The 16,595-nt window shown below is 63.9% G+C and carries 15 protein-coding genes; 8 read left to right on the top strand and 7 right to left on the bottom strand.

Annotation, left to right across the window (positions count from 1 at the left end):
• Positions 1 to 166 precede the first annotated feature (166 nt).
• The 3 genes from AADZ55_RS12755 to AADZ55_RS12745 all read left to right on the top strand — a co-directional run bounded on the left by AADZ55_RS12755 (position 167) and on the right by AADZ55_RS12745 (position 3,479).
• Positions 167 to 943 carry a fructosamine kinase family protein gene (locus AADZ55_RS12755; protein WP_242670364.1) on the top strand — a complete coding sequence of 259 codons (777 nt, stop codon included), beginning with the start codon at positions 167 to 169 and terminating at the stop codon, positions 941 to 943.
• Between the two features lie 984 nt (positions 944 to 1,927).
• Positions 1,928 to 2,560, top strand: a complete 633-nt coding sequence (locus tag AADZ55_RS12750; RefSeq protein ID WP_085327350.1) for a TetR/AcrR family transcriptional regulator — start codon at positions 1,928 to 1,930, stop codon at positions 2,558 to 2,560.
• A 223-nt stretch (positions 2,561 to 2,783) separates the two neighbouring features.
• Positions 2,784 to 3,479 (top strand): cutinase family protein, encoded by a 696-nt coding sequence (locus tag AADZ55_RS12745; protein ID WP_085327349.1) that lies wholly within the window; start codon positions 2,784 to 2,786, stop codon positions 3,477 to 3,479.
• Here the strand turns inward: AADZ55_RS12745 and AADZ55_RS12740 are convergent.
• Entirely contained in the window at positions 3,462 to 4,382 is a 921-nt protein-coding gene (locus AADZ55_RS12740) for an arginase family protein (RefSeq protein WP_085327348.1), read from the bottom strand. The two genes, AADZ55_RS12745 and AADZ55_RS12740, sit on opposite strands and share 18 nt — an antisense overlap.
• A gap of 48 nt (positions 4,383 to 4,430) precedes the next feature.
• Complete coding sequence (locus AADZ55_RS12735; protein WP_085327347.1) at positions 4,431 to 6,101, bottom strand: PecA family PE domain-processing aspartic protease; 1,671 nt, start codon at positions 6,099 to 6,101, stop codon at positions 4,431 to 4,433.
• A gap of 332 nt (positions 6,102 to 6,433) precedes the next feature.
• Here AADZ55_RS12735 and nrdF point away from each other — a divergent pair, with 332 nt between their 5' ends.
• Positions 6,434 to 7,402: a class 1b ribonucleoside-diphosphate reductase subunit beta gene (gene nrdF, locus AADZ55_RS12730; RefSeq protein WP_085327346.1), complete on the top strand. Its 969-nt coding sequence runs from the start codon at positions 6,434 to 6,436 to the stop codon at positions 7,400 to 7,402.
• 225 nt (positions 7,403 to 7,627) lie between these two features.
• The gene (locus AADZ55_RS12725) at positions 7,628 to 8,314 is read left to right on the top strand and encodes an esterase (protein ID WP_119185093.1); all 687 of its coding nucleotides are present in this window, start codon (positions 7,628 to 7,630) and stop codon (positions 8,312 to 8,314) included.
• A gap of 32 nt (positions 8,315 to 8,346) precedes the next feature.
• On the opposite strand, the gene AADZ55_RS12720 is transcribed toward AADZ55_RS12725, so the two are convergent.
• Positions 8,347 to 8,982, bottom strand: a complete 636-nt coding sequence (locus AADZ55_RS12720; protein WP_242670363.1) for a hypothetical protein — start codon at positions 8,980 to 8,982, stop codon at positions 8,347 to 8,349.
• A gap of 262 nt (positions 8,983 to 9,244) precedes the next feature.
• Here AADZ55_RS12720 and AADZ55_RS12715 point away from each other — a divergent pair, with 262 nt between their 5' ends.
• Complete coding sequence (locus tag AADZ55_RS12715) at positions 9,245 to 10,690, top strand: APC family permease (RefSeq protein WP_085327354.1); 1,446 nt, start codon at positions 9,245 to 9,247, stop codon at positions 10,688 to 10,690.
• Here AADZ55_RS12715 and AADZ55_RS12710 read toward each other — a convergent pair.
• The gene (locus tag AADZ55_RS12710) at positions 10,653 to 11,501 is read right to left on the bottom strand and encodes a class I SAM-dependent methyltransferase (protein ID WP_085327344.1); all 849 of its coding nucleotides are present in this window, start codon (positions 11,499 to 11,501) and stop codon (positions 10,653 to 10,655) included. The two genes, AADZ55_RS12715 and AADZ55_RS12710, sit on opposite strands and share 38 nt — an antisense overlap.
• A gap of 108 nt (positions 11,502 to 11,609) precedes the next feature.
• Between AADZ55_RS12710 and AADZ55_RS12705 the strand changes: the two genes are divergently transcribed.
• Positions 11,610 to 12,437 (top strand): glycoside hydrolase family 16 protein, encoded by an 828-nt coding sequence (locus AADZ55_RS12705; RefSeq protein ID WP_085327343.1) that lies wholly within the window; start codon positions 11,610 to 11,612, stop codon positions 12,435 to 12,437.
• A 76-nt stretch (positions 12,438 to 12,513) separates the two neighbouring features.
• Positions 12,514 to 13,185, top strand: coding sequence for a TetR/AcrR family transcriptional regulator (locus AADZ55_RS12700; RefSeq protein WP_085327342.1), 672 nt, complete (start codon positions 12,514 to 12,516; stop codon positions 13,183 to 13,185).
• Here the strand turns inward: AADZ55_RS12700 and AADZ55_RS12695 are convergent.
• The 3 genes from AADZ55_RS12695 to AADZ55_RS12685 all read right to left on the bottom strand — a co-directional run bounded on the left by AADZ55_RS12695 (position 13,105) and on the right by AADZ55_RS12685 (position 16,569).
• The gene (locus tag AADZ55_RS12695; protein WP_085327341.1) at positions 13,105 to 14,838 is read right to left on the bottom strand and encodes an FAD-dependent monooxygenase; all 1,734 of its coding nucleotides are present in this window, start codon (positions 14,836 to 14,838) and stop codon (positions 13,105 to 13,107) included. The two genes, AADZ55_RS12700 and AADZ55_RS12695, sit on opposite strands and share 81 nt — an antisense overlap.
• A gap of 114 nt (positions 14,839 to 14,952) precedes the next feature.
• Complete coding sequence (locus AADZ55_RS12690) at positions 14,953 to 15,447, bottom strand: DUF1772 domain-containing protein (RefSeq protein WP_085327340.1); 495 nt, start codon at positions 15,445 to 15,447, stop codon at positions 14,953 to 14,955.
• Positions 15,448 to 15,522: 75 nt separating this feature from the next.
• Entirely contained in the window at positions 15,523 to 16,569 is a 1,047-nt protein-coding gene (locus AADZ55_RS12685) for a M48 family metallopeptidase (protein WP_085327339.1), read from the bottom strand.
• Positions 16,570 to 16,595: the final 26 nt, after the last annotated feature.

Raw genomic sequence — 16,595 nt, 5'->3', positions numbered from 1 at the left:
TACCAGTCGATCGGAGATCGATTGGAGGTCAGGATTATCGAGCTGCCGGCGGTGCTGCGTTCGCGGACCAGCTCATTCGGTATGCACGGGAGGCAGAGGTGGTCGAACGGGTTCCGTTGCACCCGAATTGCTTTGACCGTCCCAATGGATCATCATCGGTCACAGTGTGACCGACTTCGTCAAGCATCATCCGAGCGCGCCCACTGGCTTCTTCTCTTGGGAAGCCGCAGGGCTGCGGTGGCTATCAAGTGTTGACGGCGGTGTGCCCTGTGCGGCGGTTGTTTCCTATAGCGCAACGAGCCTGACCTTGCGTCGGCTTGATTCGGTGACCGCAAGCCCCGAAGCCGCGTACGTGTTCGGCAGCCGACTGGCCGTGACGCACGACGCTAGCGCGACGGCGTTCGGCGCAGGCCCCGACGGGTGGGATGGGCCAGGATTCTTCGGACCCGGAAGTCCTCCGTCGCAGCCATTGCCGATGTCGCTGCGGCGGCACCGACGCTGGGGCGATTTCTACGCCGAGGAGCGGCTGGTCCCAATGGCTGAGCTTGCGGCGGCGCGGCTGGATGCTTCCACCCGTGCACTGATCGAAGCGGTCGTGGCACGTTGCCGCGCGGGCGACTTCGACGACGATGACCGGCCGGCTCGGTTGCACGGCGACTTGTGGAGCGGCAACGTGATGTGGACATCCGAGGGGGTGGTGCTGATCGACCCAGCCGCGCACGCCGGTCACCGCGAGACCGACCTGGCGATGCTGGCGCTGTTCGGTTGCCCGCACTACGACGCCGTCCTCGCCGGTTACCAGTACGTGCGATCGCTTAAGCCCGGTTGGCGCAACCGGATCGGGCTGCACCAGCTCTTCCCGCTGCTAGCACATGTGGTGTTGTTCGGGGGCGGGTACGCACGGCAGACGCACGCCGCCGCCCGCGCCGCGCTGGCCGCTTAGCCTCCCCACGACGGACAACGACGTTAGGCCGCGACGGGTTCGAGGTTAGGCCTATGGTGCGAGGACGTGTCAAGAATCTGATCATTGCGGCCAACCGCCACCGCGAACGAGGCCTCCACACGTGTCGTTGATCGGCCGGCCAGGCGTAGGACGGTGCTCCACCCTGGACAAGGCCGAGCAGAAGCGGCTCGTCCAGCGCACGTGCGGACGAGGCGTATAACACGTCGATGCGGGCGGCGATCACACCGTAGTCCACGATCCGACCGAGCCGGCTTTCGCGTTCGATGAGTCGATCAACGGCCGCCTCCTCGATCGGATAGCGATCGGGCAGAACATCTTTCAGCGCTACGAACACCTGAGGTCCCCTGGCTCGGGGGTGACCGATCAGCCGTCCGAGAAATGACAGCCTACCGAGCGCGAGGTCACCGTCGAGCACCAGAGCGTGAGCGAATAGCACCCGCACGAGCACAACGTTCATAAAGAATCGCTCGGCGGGCGCCTCGAACACGGTGAGCTCCGAGTGCGCAAGGTATCCTGCGACGACGCTAGCGTTGTGCGCCAGATACCACGACTGCGCTGACGGATCATCGAAGAAGCTAATCCAGTGCGCCACGCTGGGCCGCGAAGGTTCCCCGTAGCCACGCTGGATGAGCAACGTCGCTTCCACCGTGTCGCGAAGCAGGCACTCGTTGACCGCCCGCCACCAGCGGCTGCCGGGCGAATCGGCGTCCAGTGGGTTGAGGACACCCCGCCGTTGTTGCCAACGCATGAAAGCCACGACTGACCGCCGGTAGGGCCGGTACCGCCGATCCCCGCGGCGCAGCGAATACGACTCGGCCGCAAGGCGTATCCGGCCGGCGGGATCATCACGCACCGCGGCGACGATCCGAGCGGCATCGTCAGCCGCGGCCAAGGCGGCGTTCGGCATCGGCACTCCTTCGACAATGTTGACGATGTTAACTTATTGATGTTAACGTTGTCTACATGCCACGTCGAGAGAAGATTCCCGAAACTTCGGCGAAGCGACGTGACGGCTATCACCACGGGGATCTCAAGCGGGCGCTTACCGAGGCGGCGTTGGGGCTGGTCAACGAAAAGGGACCAAAAGGCTTCACGCTGCGGGAGGTGGCGCGGCGCGCCGGCGTGAGCGCCGCGGCGCCCTATCGGCATTTCGCCGACAAGGCCGAGCTGTTGGCCGCCGTCGCCACCCGGGGGTTTATCCAGCTGCACGATGCATTGGGAGCCGTCGGCTCTGCTACCGATCCCAGCAAGCGGGTGATCGACATGGGTCGGGCGTATGTGCTTTGGGCCGTCACCCATCCCGACTACTACCAAGCGATGTTTGGCGCAGAGACGAACAAGGGCGACCATCCGGAGCTGCTGACCGCGGGTGAGCGCGCGTTCGACGACCTGCTTGAGGCGATCACGCGGTGTCAAGACGCGCACGTGCTGCCCAGTGGCGATCCGCGCGAGGTCGCTGGCCCGGCTTGGTCGCTCCTACACGGCATCGCCTCGTTGACCATCGGGCGCGACCTGACGCACGTCGGCATCCGAGACGATCCGCCGGCACTCGCAGATCGCGCCCTGAGCGCCTTGCTATTCGCCACCAGTCACTAGGCCCACTGAGCGCGACGGCCGGACACCGGATTTGCGTGAATCGCTGAGCGCTTGGTTCGGAACCTCATGACCGATAAGGCGATTCGGCGCAGACCATCGGTGCGGGCCGGCCCGCGTCCGCTCTTGGCTAGCTCCGCCTTGTCAATCCGGTGCAAAAGCGACCGGATCCAATTGGTGGCCCACCACCACCGCCCATCGGCCGGCGGTATGTCAGCATTTGCAGATGACCGCACGCACCCTTGCTCGCATCGTTGTCTTCTCGGTTGGGATGGCCTGGGCCCTACTGAGTGCACCCATCGTGGGTCCTGCCGCTTCCGCGGATCCGTGCTCCGACATCGCGGTGGTTTTCGCTCGAGGTACCCATCAGGATCCCGGTCTTGGCGACGTCGGCGAGGCGTTCGTCGACTCGCTTGGCTCGCGTGTTGGAGGGCGGTCGATGGGGGTGTACGCCGTGAATTACCCTGCCAATGACGACTATCACACCAGCTCGTCAAACGGTTCCGATGATGCGAGCGCGCATATTCAGGACACCGTCGCCAGCTGCCCGAACACGAAGATCGTGCTCGGTGGCTATTCTCAGGGCGCGACGGTCATCGATTTGTCTACCTCGGCGATGCCGGCCTCGGTGGCGGATCATGTCGCCGCTGTCGCCCTTTTCGGCGAGCCATCGAGTGGATTCTCCAGCATGTTGTGGGGCGGCCGGCCGCTGCCGACAATCAGTCCGCTGTACAGCACCAAAACCATCAACTTGTGTGCTCCCGACGATCCGATATGCACCGGAGGCGGGAACATCCTGGCGCACGTTTCGTATATTCAGTCCGGGATGACAAGCCAGGCAGCGACATTCGCGGCTGACAGGCTCGGTCAAGGTGCGAACGCGCGCCGCAGCGATACGGCGGCATCATCGCCTTCGCGGTAACAGGCCGCGGATGAACGCGAGGTAGTCCGCGATGCGCGGGGCGTTTCGGCCGGCGTCCAGATCGGGGTTATAGATGACACAGCTCGCGCCGAGACATCCGGGCACACTTAGGCACGTCGCGGTGAGCCGTTCGAGCTGAGCCCAGCTGAGCCCCCCGGGTTGCGGATAGTCGACCGCCGGGAGCGACGCGGTATCAAGGACGTCGAGGTCTACATGGCACCACCATCCGGCCGGCGCCGTGGCGGCACTGTCACGGATGTGGTCGACGACGTCACGGTATTGGGCTGGCTCGGACACAGCGACAAGTTCGGCACCGCTGATGTAATGCGCCACCAGTCCGCGGACGCTGGGTTGTTCCGCTTCGGCCAGCTCCGCTTGGTCGCGTGGACCGAGGACGATCAACTGCTCCCGCTTCACGCAGGGCAGCTGCGGCGCCAGCGCGTCGGGGCCGGGATACAAGCCGAGGGCCAGACCGATCTCACAATCTGATGCTTCACCGGAGGTGCGGTAGGGGTCCCAGGCGTCCTCGTGGCCATCGATGAAAACCAGACCCGCGCCGCCCTCCTGCAGGGCGGCGATCAGCGGTGCAACCAGGACGGGGCAGTCGCCCGCGACGACCAGCGGCGGTGTCCGGGCTTTCCACGCCGTCGACAGGGCGGCCGCGGTGTCAACGATCATCGATGTGAGGGCCGATTCGCTGAGCAAGCCCGATGGTCCGCGCGCGGTGGTGATCCCATCGACCCCAACCCAGGTGGCAACGGGGTTGGGCAGCCGGTGTTCCAGGCCGGCATCGCGAATCACGCGGGGCATGCGCGCGACGCCGCCGGGTAGGCCGGCGGCATTGAACGGCACGTAGATCACCGCGGTGCGGTCATCGAGTCGGTCGTCAACTGGATCGCTCATGTGGGTTGTCCCGCTGGGCGCGGTTATCCACCACTAACGCGGGGCACCTCACACCGGGTTGTCAAAGACCGTCGTCCCTACCCCGGGGGGGCCGTAGTCGATATACACCGGTTGGAATAGGAAGGGCAGAAAGCCGGTATTCATCTGGCCGGACGAAATAACGGTCGGGCGGTAGTCGTTCGTATTGTAATGGTACAGCAGGTCGCCGCTGGGGCTGAAGACCTCGATGTCGGTGTTCGCGGGCAGGGTTCCGGACCCGATCACATATGACGGGATGGTTCCCATTACTCCACCGGAATCGATTATCGAGGGAACGGGTATTTGCGGCGCACCATTAACCGACACGTAGAGGGTGGTAATCGGCGATCCGGCAACCTCGACTCTGGGAGTTAGTGGGTTGGGGCCGAACTGCAGCTCACCGCCGGGCATGTCGATCAGCACACCCTGATTGAGGTCGCCGGGCAACGCCCTGGTCGGAATGCTGGGGCCCGGGCCCACCGCATTCGGCCCAACGCCCAAGACGCCGTCTACGCCGACGGTGCCGAAATAGGCTTCGAACGGGGTTATTGTTGGATCGGTCAAAAAGGCGCTGATATATGTCGAAATGGCGAAAGGAGATGTTGGGATCGAAAAGAGGACCACGTTAACGCCGGTCGGCGCGGTGACGATTCCATTCCCGAAATCCACCGTCGTATTATACGTGGCGAAGAGATAGTACAGACCCCCGCTATAACCGCTGATGTTTAATCCAGTTGGGAGGCCCATGTGAAGTATTCCTAGGATTCCTCCGACATCGTCGGGTGAGACAACAAGACCAGCGGATCCGGTGTCGACCAAGATGGTTGAGGTCGGTCCGCCGTTAACGTTGGCGTCTACCGCCGGCTCAGGGACCTTGATCGTCTCCAGCGCGACGGTTCTGCCGTCCCCACCCAGCCCACTGACGCCGTAGTTGCCGAACAACAAGCCGCCGCGGCCTCCGGTGCCGCCGTTGCCACGATCGACACCGACTCCGTCGCCGAGGCCGCCGGTTCCGCCATTCGCTCCCAAACCGAGCAGGCCCGCGGCACCGCCGGGTCCGCCGGGTCCACCACTCATCCCGGGGATGTCCGAGGCGCCTCCGGGCCCACCGAGCCCACCGTTACCGAGCAGCCAGCCGCCGTTGCCGCCGGCTCCCCCGGCTGCGTTGGGTCCGCCGGCTCCCCCGGCGCCGCCATTGCCGATCAGCCCCGCGGCACCGCCGGCGCCACCGCCGACCCCCGACGCCGTCGCGGAATAGCCAGCGCCGCCATTGCCATACAACAGTCCGCCAGACCCACCATTCGGACTCGCGGCCGTGCCGTTTGCTCCATGGCCGATCAGCGGGCGCCCCAACAACGTCTGGGTGGGTGCATTCACCGCACCCAGCAGATCCTGATGCGCCGTCTGCAACTGCGACGCGACGGTCGTCTCCGCGGCCGCATACGATCCGGCCGCCGAACTCAGCGTCAGCACAAACTGTTGATGAAACGCGCTGACCTGCGTGCTCAGCGCCTGGTACTCCTGGCCGAACCCGGCAAATAGCGCGGCCAACGCCGCCGATACCTCATCGGCGCCAGCCGCCGCTAGTCCGGTGGTCGAGACGGCAGCCGCGGCATTCGCCGCACGCAGTGTCGAAGCGATGATCTCCAAGTCGGCCGCCGCGGAGGTCACAAACTCGGGAGCCACGACCAGAAGTGACACGCCGCCCCTCCGCTCGATCACCGATCCCTGTGCGCATACAGCGTAGCCAGATCCAGTCCTTGCATCTCGGGTTTCCACGCACTGGTAACAAGCCGCATCACCTACCCACACCCGACGCACGCCCGGCCCGGCAGCACTGGAAAGGGGCGCGACTCGTAATGAGTTCGCAGACACGAAGAATGGAATATGGCTATCCGAAATCCCTGAGTTACAGTGCTGGTATATGCCACTGAAGAGCGTGAAAGTACGAGGAGGGCGGCCGACATGCCCAGGTACCGACTACCGGACCTGACGTCTAGCTATGCCGACTTCGACGGGCTGGACGGAAGTCGATGACCGGCAAGCTCGTCGACCGGGTTCACGCCATCAACTGGAACCGGCTGCTCGACGCCAAGGACTTGCAGGTCTGGGAACGCTTGACCGGCAACTTTTGGCTGCCGGAGAAGATCCCGCTGTCCAACGACTTGGCGTCGTGGCAGACGCTGACGGCCACCGAACAACAGACGACGATCCGGGTGTTCACCGGCCTGACCCTGCTTGACACCGCGCAGGCGACTGTGGGAGCGGTGGCCATGATCGACGACGCCGTCACCCCTCACGAAGAGGCGGTCCTGACCAACATGGCGTTCATGGAGTCGGTGCACGCCAAGAGCTACAGCTCGATCTTCTCGACACTGTGCTCGACCAAGCAGATCGATGACGCGTTCGACTGGTCGGAACTGAACCCTCACCTGCAGCGAAAGGCGCAGATCATCGTCGACTACTACCGCGGTGATGACGCGCTCAAGCGCAAGGCATCGTCGGTAATGCTGGAGTCGTTTCTGTTCTACTCCGGCTTCTACTTGCCCATGTACTGGTCGTCGCGGGGCAAGCTCACCAACACCGCCGACCTGATCCGGCTGATCATCCGCGACGAAGCCGTCCACGGCTACTACATCGGCTACAAGTGCCAACGCGGTTTGGCCGAACTGACCGACTCCGAGCGGGCCGAGCACCGCGAATACACCTATGAGCTGCTGCACACGCTGTACGGCAACGAGATCGACTATGCGCACGACTTGTACGACGAGTTGGGCTGGACCGACGACGTTCTGCCCTACATGCGCTACAACGCAAACAAGGCGCTAGCCAACCTCGGCTACGAGCCCGCGTTCGATCACGACACTTGCCAGGTGAACCCGGCGTTGCGTGCAGCCCTCGATCCCGGTGCGGGTGAGAATCACGACTTTTTCTCCGGTTCGGGAAGCTCGTATGTCGTGGGCACCCACCAAGCCACCACCGACACCGACTGGGACTTCTGATGGCCCAGGAACCAGAAGGTCGCGGGGCCCGGCTCACGCACGTTAGCCGGGGGCACCCGGGGACCGAGCAGCGCCGGACCCGAGTGATCTGCTAGCTTGACTCTCGCCAGCCATCGTCGCCGCCAGTAGCGCGATGGCCTATGTTTGTCGTCGACTCGGATATCACGGCAATCATCTCTCGTCTACGGCCGCCAGTGCCGCAATCTGCCCCGGAGGATTTTCTACGTGCGTATCAAGATGTTCGTGCTTGTCACGGCTGTCGTTCTGTTTGGTTGTCCCGGTGTGGCCGCGGCTGCGCCCAAGACCTACTGTGAGAACCTGAAAGGCACCGACACGGGCCAGGTGTGCCAGATTCAGACAACCGACCCCGGCTACAACATCAACATCAGCCTGCCGAACTTCTACCCCGACCAGAAGTCGCTGGAAAGCTACGTCAACCAGACCCAGGACGAATTCCTCAACGTAGCCAAGTCGTCTACCCCACGCGACGTGCCCTACCAGTTGGATATCACCTCGACCACGTACGGGTCGGAGGTACCGCCGCGCGGTACCCAGGCCGTGGTGCTCAAGGTCTACAAGAACGTGGGGGGCGCGCACCCGCAAACCGCGTACAAGTCGTTCAATTGGGACCAGGGCTTTCGCAAGCCGATCACTTACGACACGTTGTGGCGGCCCGAGACCGATCCGCTGCCGGTGATCTTTCCCATCGTGCAAAGTGAAGTGCAGAAACAGGCGGAACAGCCGGTGCCGATCGCGCCGAGTGTTGGTCTGGACCCGGCCAACTACCAGAATTTCGCTATCACGAATGATGGGGTGATTTTCTTCTTCAGCCAGGGTCAGCTGCTGCCCGAAGCAGCCGGCGTCATCCAGGTTCTGGTCCCGCGCTCCGCGATCGACTCGATGCTGGCCTAGCCGTGGCTCGGTTGCGGCCCCCCAACCGGCGCTCAAACCCCGGCGAACCAAGCGGTCGTCACCCCGCGGATCTGGGGTGGCGGAAGGTGGGTGCTCGGTGTGCCGAGTTGACCGACTTTGACCGTCCACACCGGAGCCGCGCGGTCGATGCAGGTGCCGGGGCCCTGGCTGGGTAACCACAGCACCGCGAGGTTCGCGCTGGGGTCGCCGCACCCGTAGACGCCGACGTACCCGTCATCGCGCCCGCCCCAGGCGCCGCCGTTGCGTAGCAGGCAACGTGTGCCGTCATCGAGGACCAGCGCGAACGGGTCTGGTGTAGCGATGGGCCGCACCGGCGGGAGCGGACCGTCATAGGTCACCCGATGCAGCCGCTTGCCCCACGGGTTATCCACGCACAGCAGCGACCCGGGCGTCGACGGCCAGCAGGTGCCGGCGCCGGCGGCGCTGGGCGAACAGTAGTAGATGTTGTCGGCCGTCGCCGACGGCGATGGCCTCGTGCAGTCGCTGGCTGCGGTGACATTGCCTTGCGCAGGTGCCTCTCGGAAGCCATTGATCGGCTGGCCGTTGGACCCGACGGCCACCGCGGTGATCACCTGGGTGGGCGGCGGCGCGGCAACTGACGGTCCACGCGACGAGAAGACAGCCAACGCCATGACAGTGATCGACATCACGACAACTCGCCACCCAACGTCCACCGAGCCAACCCTTCGTCCCCACAAAAGCCCTGTACTAGCGCACACTACCGCGCGTGTCGAAATTCCTTCATTTGTGAATTGCACATCTAATCCCGTGTGCGCCAATGCCTTCGCATCGCCAACTTGGCCAACACCTCGACCACCAACCTCGGCGGCTATGGGTCAATAGCTCAAAAATCGAGGCTAGGGAATCTATGGCACGGTGCGGGTTTCAGTGCTAGACAGCCTTGGTGCGGTGGTCGGCCCGCGGACTGGAGGATGTGCGATCCACAAGCTTGGTTTCTGGAGTGTTGTCATGCTCGGGATCAACTCGATAATCGGAGCCGGCATCTTCCTCACTCCAGGTGCGGTGATCGAGCTCGCCGGACCCTTCGCACCGATCGCCTACGTTTTGGCTGGTCTTTTCGCTGGCGTAATGGCGATCGTCTTTGCAACGGCGGCGAGGTACGTCAGAACGAACGGTGCCTCGTATGCCTACACCACGGCCGCATTTGGGCGCCGGATCGGTATCTACGTCGGTGTCACCCACGCCATTACCGCTTCTATCGCATGGGGGGTGCTTGCGTCCCTGTTCGTCTCGACGCTGTTGCGAGTGGCCTTCCCCGAAAAGGCCTGGGCCGACACCGACCAACTGTTCAGCGTGAAGACGCTGACGTTTGTCGGCTTTATCGGTGTGCTGCTAACGATCAATCTCTTCGGGAACCGAGCGATCAAGTGGGCGAACGGAACCTCAACCGTGGGAAAGGCATTCGCGCTCTCGGCCTTCATAGTCGGCGGACTGTGGATCATCGCCACGCGGCACGTGAACAACTATGCAACGGCGTGGTCGGCGTACAGCGCGACACCGTACTCGTTGCTCGGCGTCGCCGAAATTGGCAAAAGCACCTTCTCGAGTTTGGCGCTGGCCACGATCGTCGCGTTGTACGCATTCACCGGTTTCGAATCGATCGCCAACGCCGCCGAGGAAATGGATGCACCGGACCGGAACCTGCCCAGAGCCATACCAATAGCGATCTTCTCTGTCGGCGTGATCTACCTGCTCGCGCTAGCGGTAGCGATGTTGTTGGGATCGGACAAGATTGTCGCCTCCCGCGACACTGTGAAACTGGCCGCGGCCATCGGAAACGATACCTTCCGAACGATCGTCGTCGTCGGGGCTTTGGTATCGATGTTCGGCATTAATGTCGCCGCCTCGTTCGGTGCTCCGCGGCTGTGGACCGCGCTCGCGGACGGCTGCGTGCTGCCGACAAGCTTGTCGCGCAAGAACCAATACGATGTGCCGATGGTTGCCTTCGCGATCACAGCGTCGTTGGCGCTCGCATTTCCACTGGCACTTCGGTTCGACAACCTGCACCTGACCGGCCTGGCGGTGATCGCACGATTCGTTCAGTTCATCATCGTGCCGATTGCGCTCATCGCCTTGGCGCGTTCCCAGGCGGCCGAGCATGCGGCGGTGAAGCGAAATGCGTTCACCGACAAGGTGTTACCAATCGTTGCGGTCGTGATCTCGGTTGGGCTGGCAGTGTCCTTCGATTACCGGTCCATCTTTCTCGCGGGGCGCGGCCCAAACTACTTCTCGATTGCATTGATCGTGATCACGTTCATCGTCGTACCGGCGACGGCTTACCTCCACTACTACAGAATCATTCGCCGGGTCGGCGGTTCGTCGAGCACTCGCTAGCTCCGGTTGGCCCTGCGCCCGAACGGGAGAACACAACGGCAAGCGACGGCGGGGCAAGTTGGGTCGGTGCGGGCAGGATTTCGACCTGCATGCCCGGATCGGCGGCGCGGGCAAGCGTCTCCAACGCCGACGGGCTATAGGCACGAAGTGCGCTGATGAAGCCGTCGTGCAGGCTCGACCGCATCGACGACCACGGCAGCAGCAGTAGGTTGAGCGGCAGCAGCAGCGCCGACGAGAGCGCGAACGACAACGGCGTCTGCCGTTTGAGGTCGATGACCAGAAAGCGCTTCCCAACCCGGGTGGCCTCGGCGATGGCCCGACAGGCGACCGCGGGCGGCAGGTGGTGAAATGCCAGCGCGAAGACCGTCAGGTGATAGCTATCGTCCTCCGCGTCGATTCCGGTGGCGTCGATCACTTGGGTGCGCGCCCGCGGATGGGTCCCCAGCTCCCCCGCGGCGATGTTGGCCACCGAGGTCGGATCCAGATCGCTGATCGTGACGGTCGCGGTCGGGTGTAGCTCGAGGATCTTCGCCGAGAGTTTGCCATGACCCGCACCAAGCTCCAGGATGCGCGGACGGGGTATGTCGGAGACAAGTTTCAGCGCTGCGCGGGCGAACTTCTCGTGCAGGTGGGTCATGGTGCCGACCCGATCGAGCACCCGGATGATCTTCTGCTTGACCTCGTCGGGCACGTCGTCGCGGTCGAGATACTCCAGCGCATCGGTTTGGAACCGACGATCCAGCCAGGATGCCCCGGGCCCACCCCTTGGCATCGTTGCAATCGCAAGTTCAGGCATATTCGCCCCGCCCATGGCAGCTCACCTCCTCGTCCCCTGTGCGCAATGTTATGAGAACGACGACCGCTCCGAGGCGAAGTGGTCACCCGGGAATCCCCTGTCGACTGCTATCGTGCCTTGTTTATGCCCGAGATGGATCGTCGCAGCATGATGCTGATGACGGGTATCGGTGCGCTGGCAGCTTCGGTTCCCCTCCCGGAGGCCCGGGCTTTGCCGTCCCCACCTGATGCGCCGTCGCCCAGTGGCCAATCGGTGACCTACCTCTTCCAGGACGAGTTTGATGGACCGGCCGGCTCGGCCCCGGACCCGTCGAAGTGGACGGTCGCGCGAGCTCGTGAGCGCATCAAGGATCCGACGTTCTGGGAGCTACCCGAGAACATCGGGCAATACCGCGACGACCGACAAAACGTGTTCCTCGATGGCAAGTCCAACCTGGTAATCCGTGCCGCAAAAGAAGGCAGCACCTACTACAGCGGCAAAATTCAAAGCCCGTGGCGGGGAGGCGTCGGCCACACCTGGGAAGCTCGAATCAAACTGGATTGCCTCACCGCCGGTTGCTGGCCCGCCTGGTGGTTGTCCAATGAGGACCGTGGCGGCGAGATCGACATTCTCGAGTGGTACGGCAACCGTAACTGGCCTTCGGCAACCACCGTCCATGCGAAATCGAATGGTTCGGAATGGAAGACCCGCAACATTGCGGTGGACAGCGGGTGGCACACCTGGCGATGCCAGTGGGACCAAGCCGGTATGCGCTTCTGGGAGGATTACGTTGATGGCGCGCAACCGTACTTCACCGTTCCGGCGAACTCCCTGCCGGACTGGCCCTTTAACGAATCCGGCTACACGGTGTTTCCGGTCCTGAATTTGGCGGTCGCTGGTTCCGGTGGCGGTGATCCTGGGCCAGGGAGCTACCCCGCACAAATGCTCGTCGACTGGGTGCGTGTCTGGTAGGACGCGGACCGCGCGGGTTGCCACTACGGCAGCGCTACTATTGCCATAGTGATAAGTCGATCGTGGAGGCAGCTACGTGCCACCGAGTAATCAGCCGCGGCGTGACAAACTGACCGATGTCGCCGCCGAGCTAGTGGCCATGCATGGCTTGCATGGCCTATCGCACCGTGCAGTGGACGAGGCCGCCGAAGTACCGCGCGGGACCACGTCCAACTACTTTCGTTCCCGCGAAGCGTTGGTGGCGGCGACGGTTCAGCGCATCGTCGACCTGCACTTCGCCTTGATCACGGAGTTGCGCGCCCAGTACGCAGCGGCGGATCGAACCGTCAGCGTCCCAGACTTTCTAGGCGACGTGGTCGATCACGCGCTGACGCGTTTTCCCGGGCGCTATCTCGCGATGCTTGAACTGGCGCTGGAGTGCGCTCGAAAGCCTGATATGCGTCAGGAGCTCGACCGCATCACCGATGACGCCATGAGACTGACGCGCGACGCGCATCGTGTGAACGACTGCGAACCGTCGCAGGACGACATCGAGCTGCTCGGCACCTTCTACAACGGGGTGCTGTTCACCTCGCTAGTTATGCCCCACACCCTGGGTGGTCGCAGCCCCGGCGAGATCACACGCAGCATGGTTCGGAAAGTTCTTGAACCAAGTGCTGCCCAGCTATCACCTGCGACCAACGGCGCCACCGCGGTTGGCCGACCCACCGGCCGGCAGCGCGCTAGCGCCGGGCAGTCGGGCAGCTAGGTCGGCCAGGAGCCGATCTACGCCGATCGGTCGTCCGCGGTAGCCGATGTGTGCGTCGGGGCGGATGACGAATACGCATTGCGACTTGACCCCGTACTGAGCGTGCGCTGACCGATCCGGATCAGCAAGTGCCAGCGGGTGGTCGACGAAACGTTCGGCACTGATAACGCGCGCCCGCACCAGCCCGGGGTAGGCGTGTTCGACTTGTTCGGCAATTCGGCAGAGCTCCACGGCGGGTCGCGCTTGTTCGTCGAACCCGGTGAACAGCAAAACGGTGTGATGGGTGCCTCGGAATGTCTCGTAGAGGCGGCCCGGTTTCCCGCCGGAGAACATGTCGGCCTCTCGTGCCCGGTCGCCCGGTGCGGGGGCATCAGCCCAGGTAACCTTGCCCGATTGCCGGGGACCGTCCTGAGCATTGAGCGGACTGTCCGGGTAATGCAGCCGCAACTGCGCCAATGTGCCGACGAACCATCGACGCACTGCGCGTCGAGTGAGTACTCGCGTCGCAACCGTTGGGCCCAGCCAACCACGGGCGATCGTCGATATCGGGTTGCGCCCCAGCAGAGCTGAGAACAACCGGTCGGTCGTCTTGAGCAACTGGATGCCCACGGGGTGACGCTCGGCCTCGTAGCTGTCCAGTAGTGCCGGATCGCAGATACCACGTTCGACCAGGGCAAGCTTCCAGGCCAGGTTGTAGGCGTCCTGGATACCGGTGTTCATGCCCTGGGCCCCGGCGGGGCTGTGCACGTGTGCGGCGTCCCCGACCAAGAAGACACGGTCCTGGCGATAGATGGGCACGACGCGGCTGTGCACCCGATACCGGGTCACCCAGTAGTCCTCGACGACCCTGGCCGGGAAGGGCACCCGCTTGTCGAGCATCGCCTGGAACTCTTCCCGGGTTGGCTCGCAGTACTCGGCGCCGGGTCCCTCCTGTCGCGGGGGGACCCCCGGTGCGACATTGCCGAAGATGCGGTATCTGTTCTCGCCTGGCATGGAAAACGCCGCGAAAATGCCTGCCGAAGTGGGAAATCCGTACAGGCCGCCGTGTGGTAGGTCCCAATCGAGTTTGGCGTCAGCCATGATGAACTCGTCGTGATAAGTGGAGCCCGTGAAGGCGATGCCAGCTGCCTTGCGTACCGCACTGTGAGCGCCATCGCAGCCGATGACCCAGCGGCATTGCACCGTCTCGATTGATCCGTCGTCGCCGCGCAACGACGCCTGCACGGTGTCACCGTCTTGGCTCAGATCGATCAGTGCCCGGCCGCGGTCGATCGGGACACCCCGCGTGGTCAGCGACTCGCTGAGTATCCGCTCGGTGTCGTGCTGCGAGAGAGTGCGCAGGGCGGGATAGGCGGTGTGGTTCTGCGGTCCGGTCAACACGCCGGCGAGGTCAAGCTGCACCTTCTTTTTCTTGAACGCGATGGTGAGCGACGTGGCCGGATTGCCGGCCGCGAGTGCTTCGTCGATCACGCCCATGTCGTCGAAGATCTCCAGCGTGCGAGGCTGTACGACCAGTGCCCGCGACGTGCGCAGCGGCGCGGGCTCGCGGTCGATGATCCGCACCGCGACGCCGTGGCGCGTCAGTTCGTTTGCCATGGTCAAGCCCGTCGGTCCCGCACCTACGACGAGCGCCGTTATCAACTGTTCAGTCATCGCCCGACCAGCCTCCGTGGAAAGAATTCGTCAATTGGTGAATTGTTACTACAACTGTAGTACTATGAGCGACTTGAAGCAATGTCGGCCGGGTCACTCCCCCTGACGGATTGTTCAGCGGAAGCGCACGCCGATCAGCATCACCACGGCGGAGACGAACGCGGTAACGGTCCGCAGGTGGTTCCACGCCGTCCAGGTCGTGAAGTAGGCCTGCCACTCGCGGGCCGCATCGGCGGCTGACAACCCCGCCGGATTCACGCCGTCGAGATGGTTGTTGAGCGGCACGTTGACGGCGATCGTGATGATCGCGCCGAGGATCCCGAAGACCGCTCCCACCAGCACCCACCAGCTGCCGGGTTGGCGCAACTGGATCGCGGCCAACACGCCGACCACCAGAGCCAAGATCGTCGCACCGAAGTACGCCAGCAGAAACGCCGGATTGGAGTTGGCTTCGGCGTTGATACCGCGCATCGCGGTGATGGCCTCGATCGGATCGGTCCGGTCCAACCCGCGCATGATGAAGGTGGAGAACACAAACATCATTCCGCCCGATGCGGCGCTAGCGATCGCGGCCAGGGAGGTCAGGGCGACAAAGGGGCTCATGTTCATGACCGGAAGTAAACCCGGGACGGCGTGGTCGGTCCACCGTCGAGCCGGGATGTCCGGCACGGGCTGGCGCGGCCGTCATTTCGAGGACTGGCGCCACTCGCTGATCCTGCGGCCCAACGAATCGGCCGCGTTCGAGGCCGCCCGTCCCACGCCATCGACGATGCCGCCGAGTCCGTCGCGGATGCCGTTGATCAGCGGGTCGTTGGACTGGTCGAAGCCGTCTCTGTAATGCTTGGCGGCCGCGCCGAGGTCGTCGGAGAATTTGGCGTTTCGATCGTCGGCCCGACGCGGGTAGTCGCCGGCCAGCACCTTTGCGTATTCGCCGGAATCCACCCAGTCGGTCAAGGCGGCGGCCCGCAACACCGAGAACGGATGGGTCTGCAGCTCCAGGTTGAGCAGCTTGAGTAACCCATCGCGCATGTCGCCGGATCTCTCGTATTCCCGGGCCTGCGCCAAGAAGGCCTCCGAGTCCAGCTTGTCCAGCTGGCTGCCACCAGCGAGCTTCATTTCAACCCGGATCCCGGTGTCCAAATCCTGCGCGCACAGCAACCCGGCGCGGTCCCCGGACAGTTCCGATTTGCGCTGCCACTCCAACAGCGCGGCGACGATCGCACGCAACGCCCAGCCGCCGACCGGCAAGACGCCGAATGATCGCGCCAACCGCAGCAGATGCAACATCATCGTGCGGTACACCGCGTGACCGGACAGGGCGTGGCCGAGTTCGTGGCCCACCACGAACCGCATCTCGTCGTGCGTCATCAAGTCGTACATCCCCGACGTGATCACGATGAATGGCTTGTCGATCCCGATGGTGAAGGCATCCGGGCCCGGCGACTGCATCACATAAAGTTCGGGTCTCTCCGGCGCGTCCAGCACATCCACGCACTCGTCGAGCAGCGCGTCGAGGTCCGCGAACTGCCGCGGCCCGACACGCGCCGCGCTGGCCAGGTACAGCAGCCGGTGCTGACGCTCCCGCAGCATTCCGGACATCAGCTTCAAGATCTGGTCGAAGCCTTTGAGCCGGCGCAGCGCGGACAGGGCGGTCCGATCGGCGGGGTGCTCCCACGCTCGTGAGCTGATCTCGGGAAACATGCTGCGGGTGGTGGCGGGTGTCTGAGACATGGCGCGGTCCCCTCGTTCGTCCGGTC

The sequence above is a fragment of the Mycobacterium decipiens genome, from assembly GCF_963853665.1.
Lineage (GTDB): Bacteria > Actinomycetota > Actinomycetes > Mycobacteriales > Mycobacteriaceae > Mycobacterium > Mycobacterium decipiens.
Note: the sequence above shows the minus strand (reverse complement) of the source record. Positions and strands in the feature narration are given on the sequence as shown.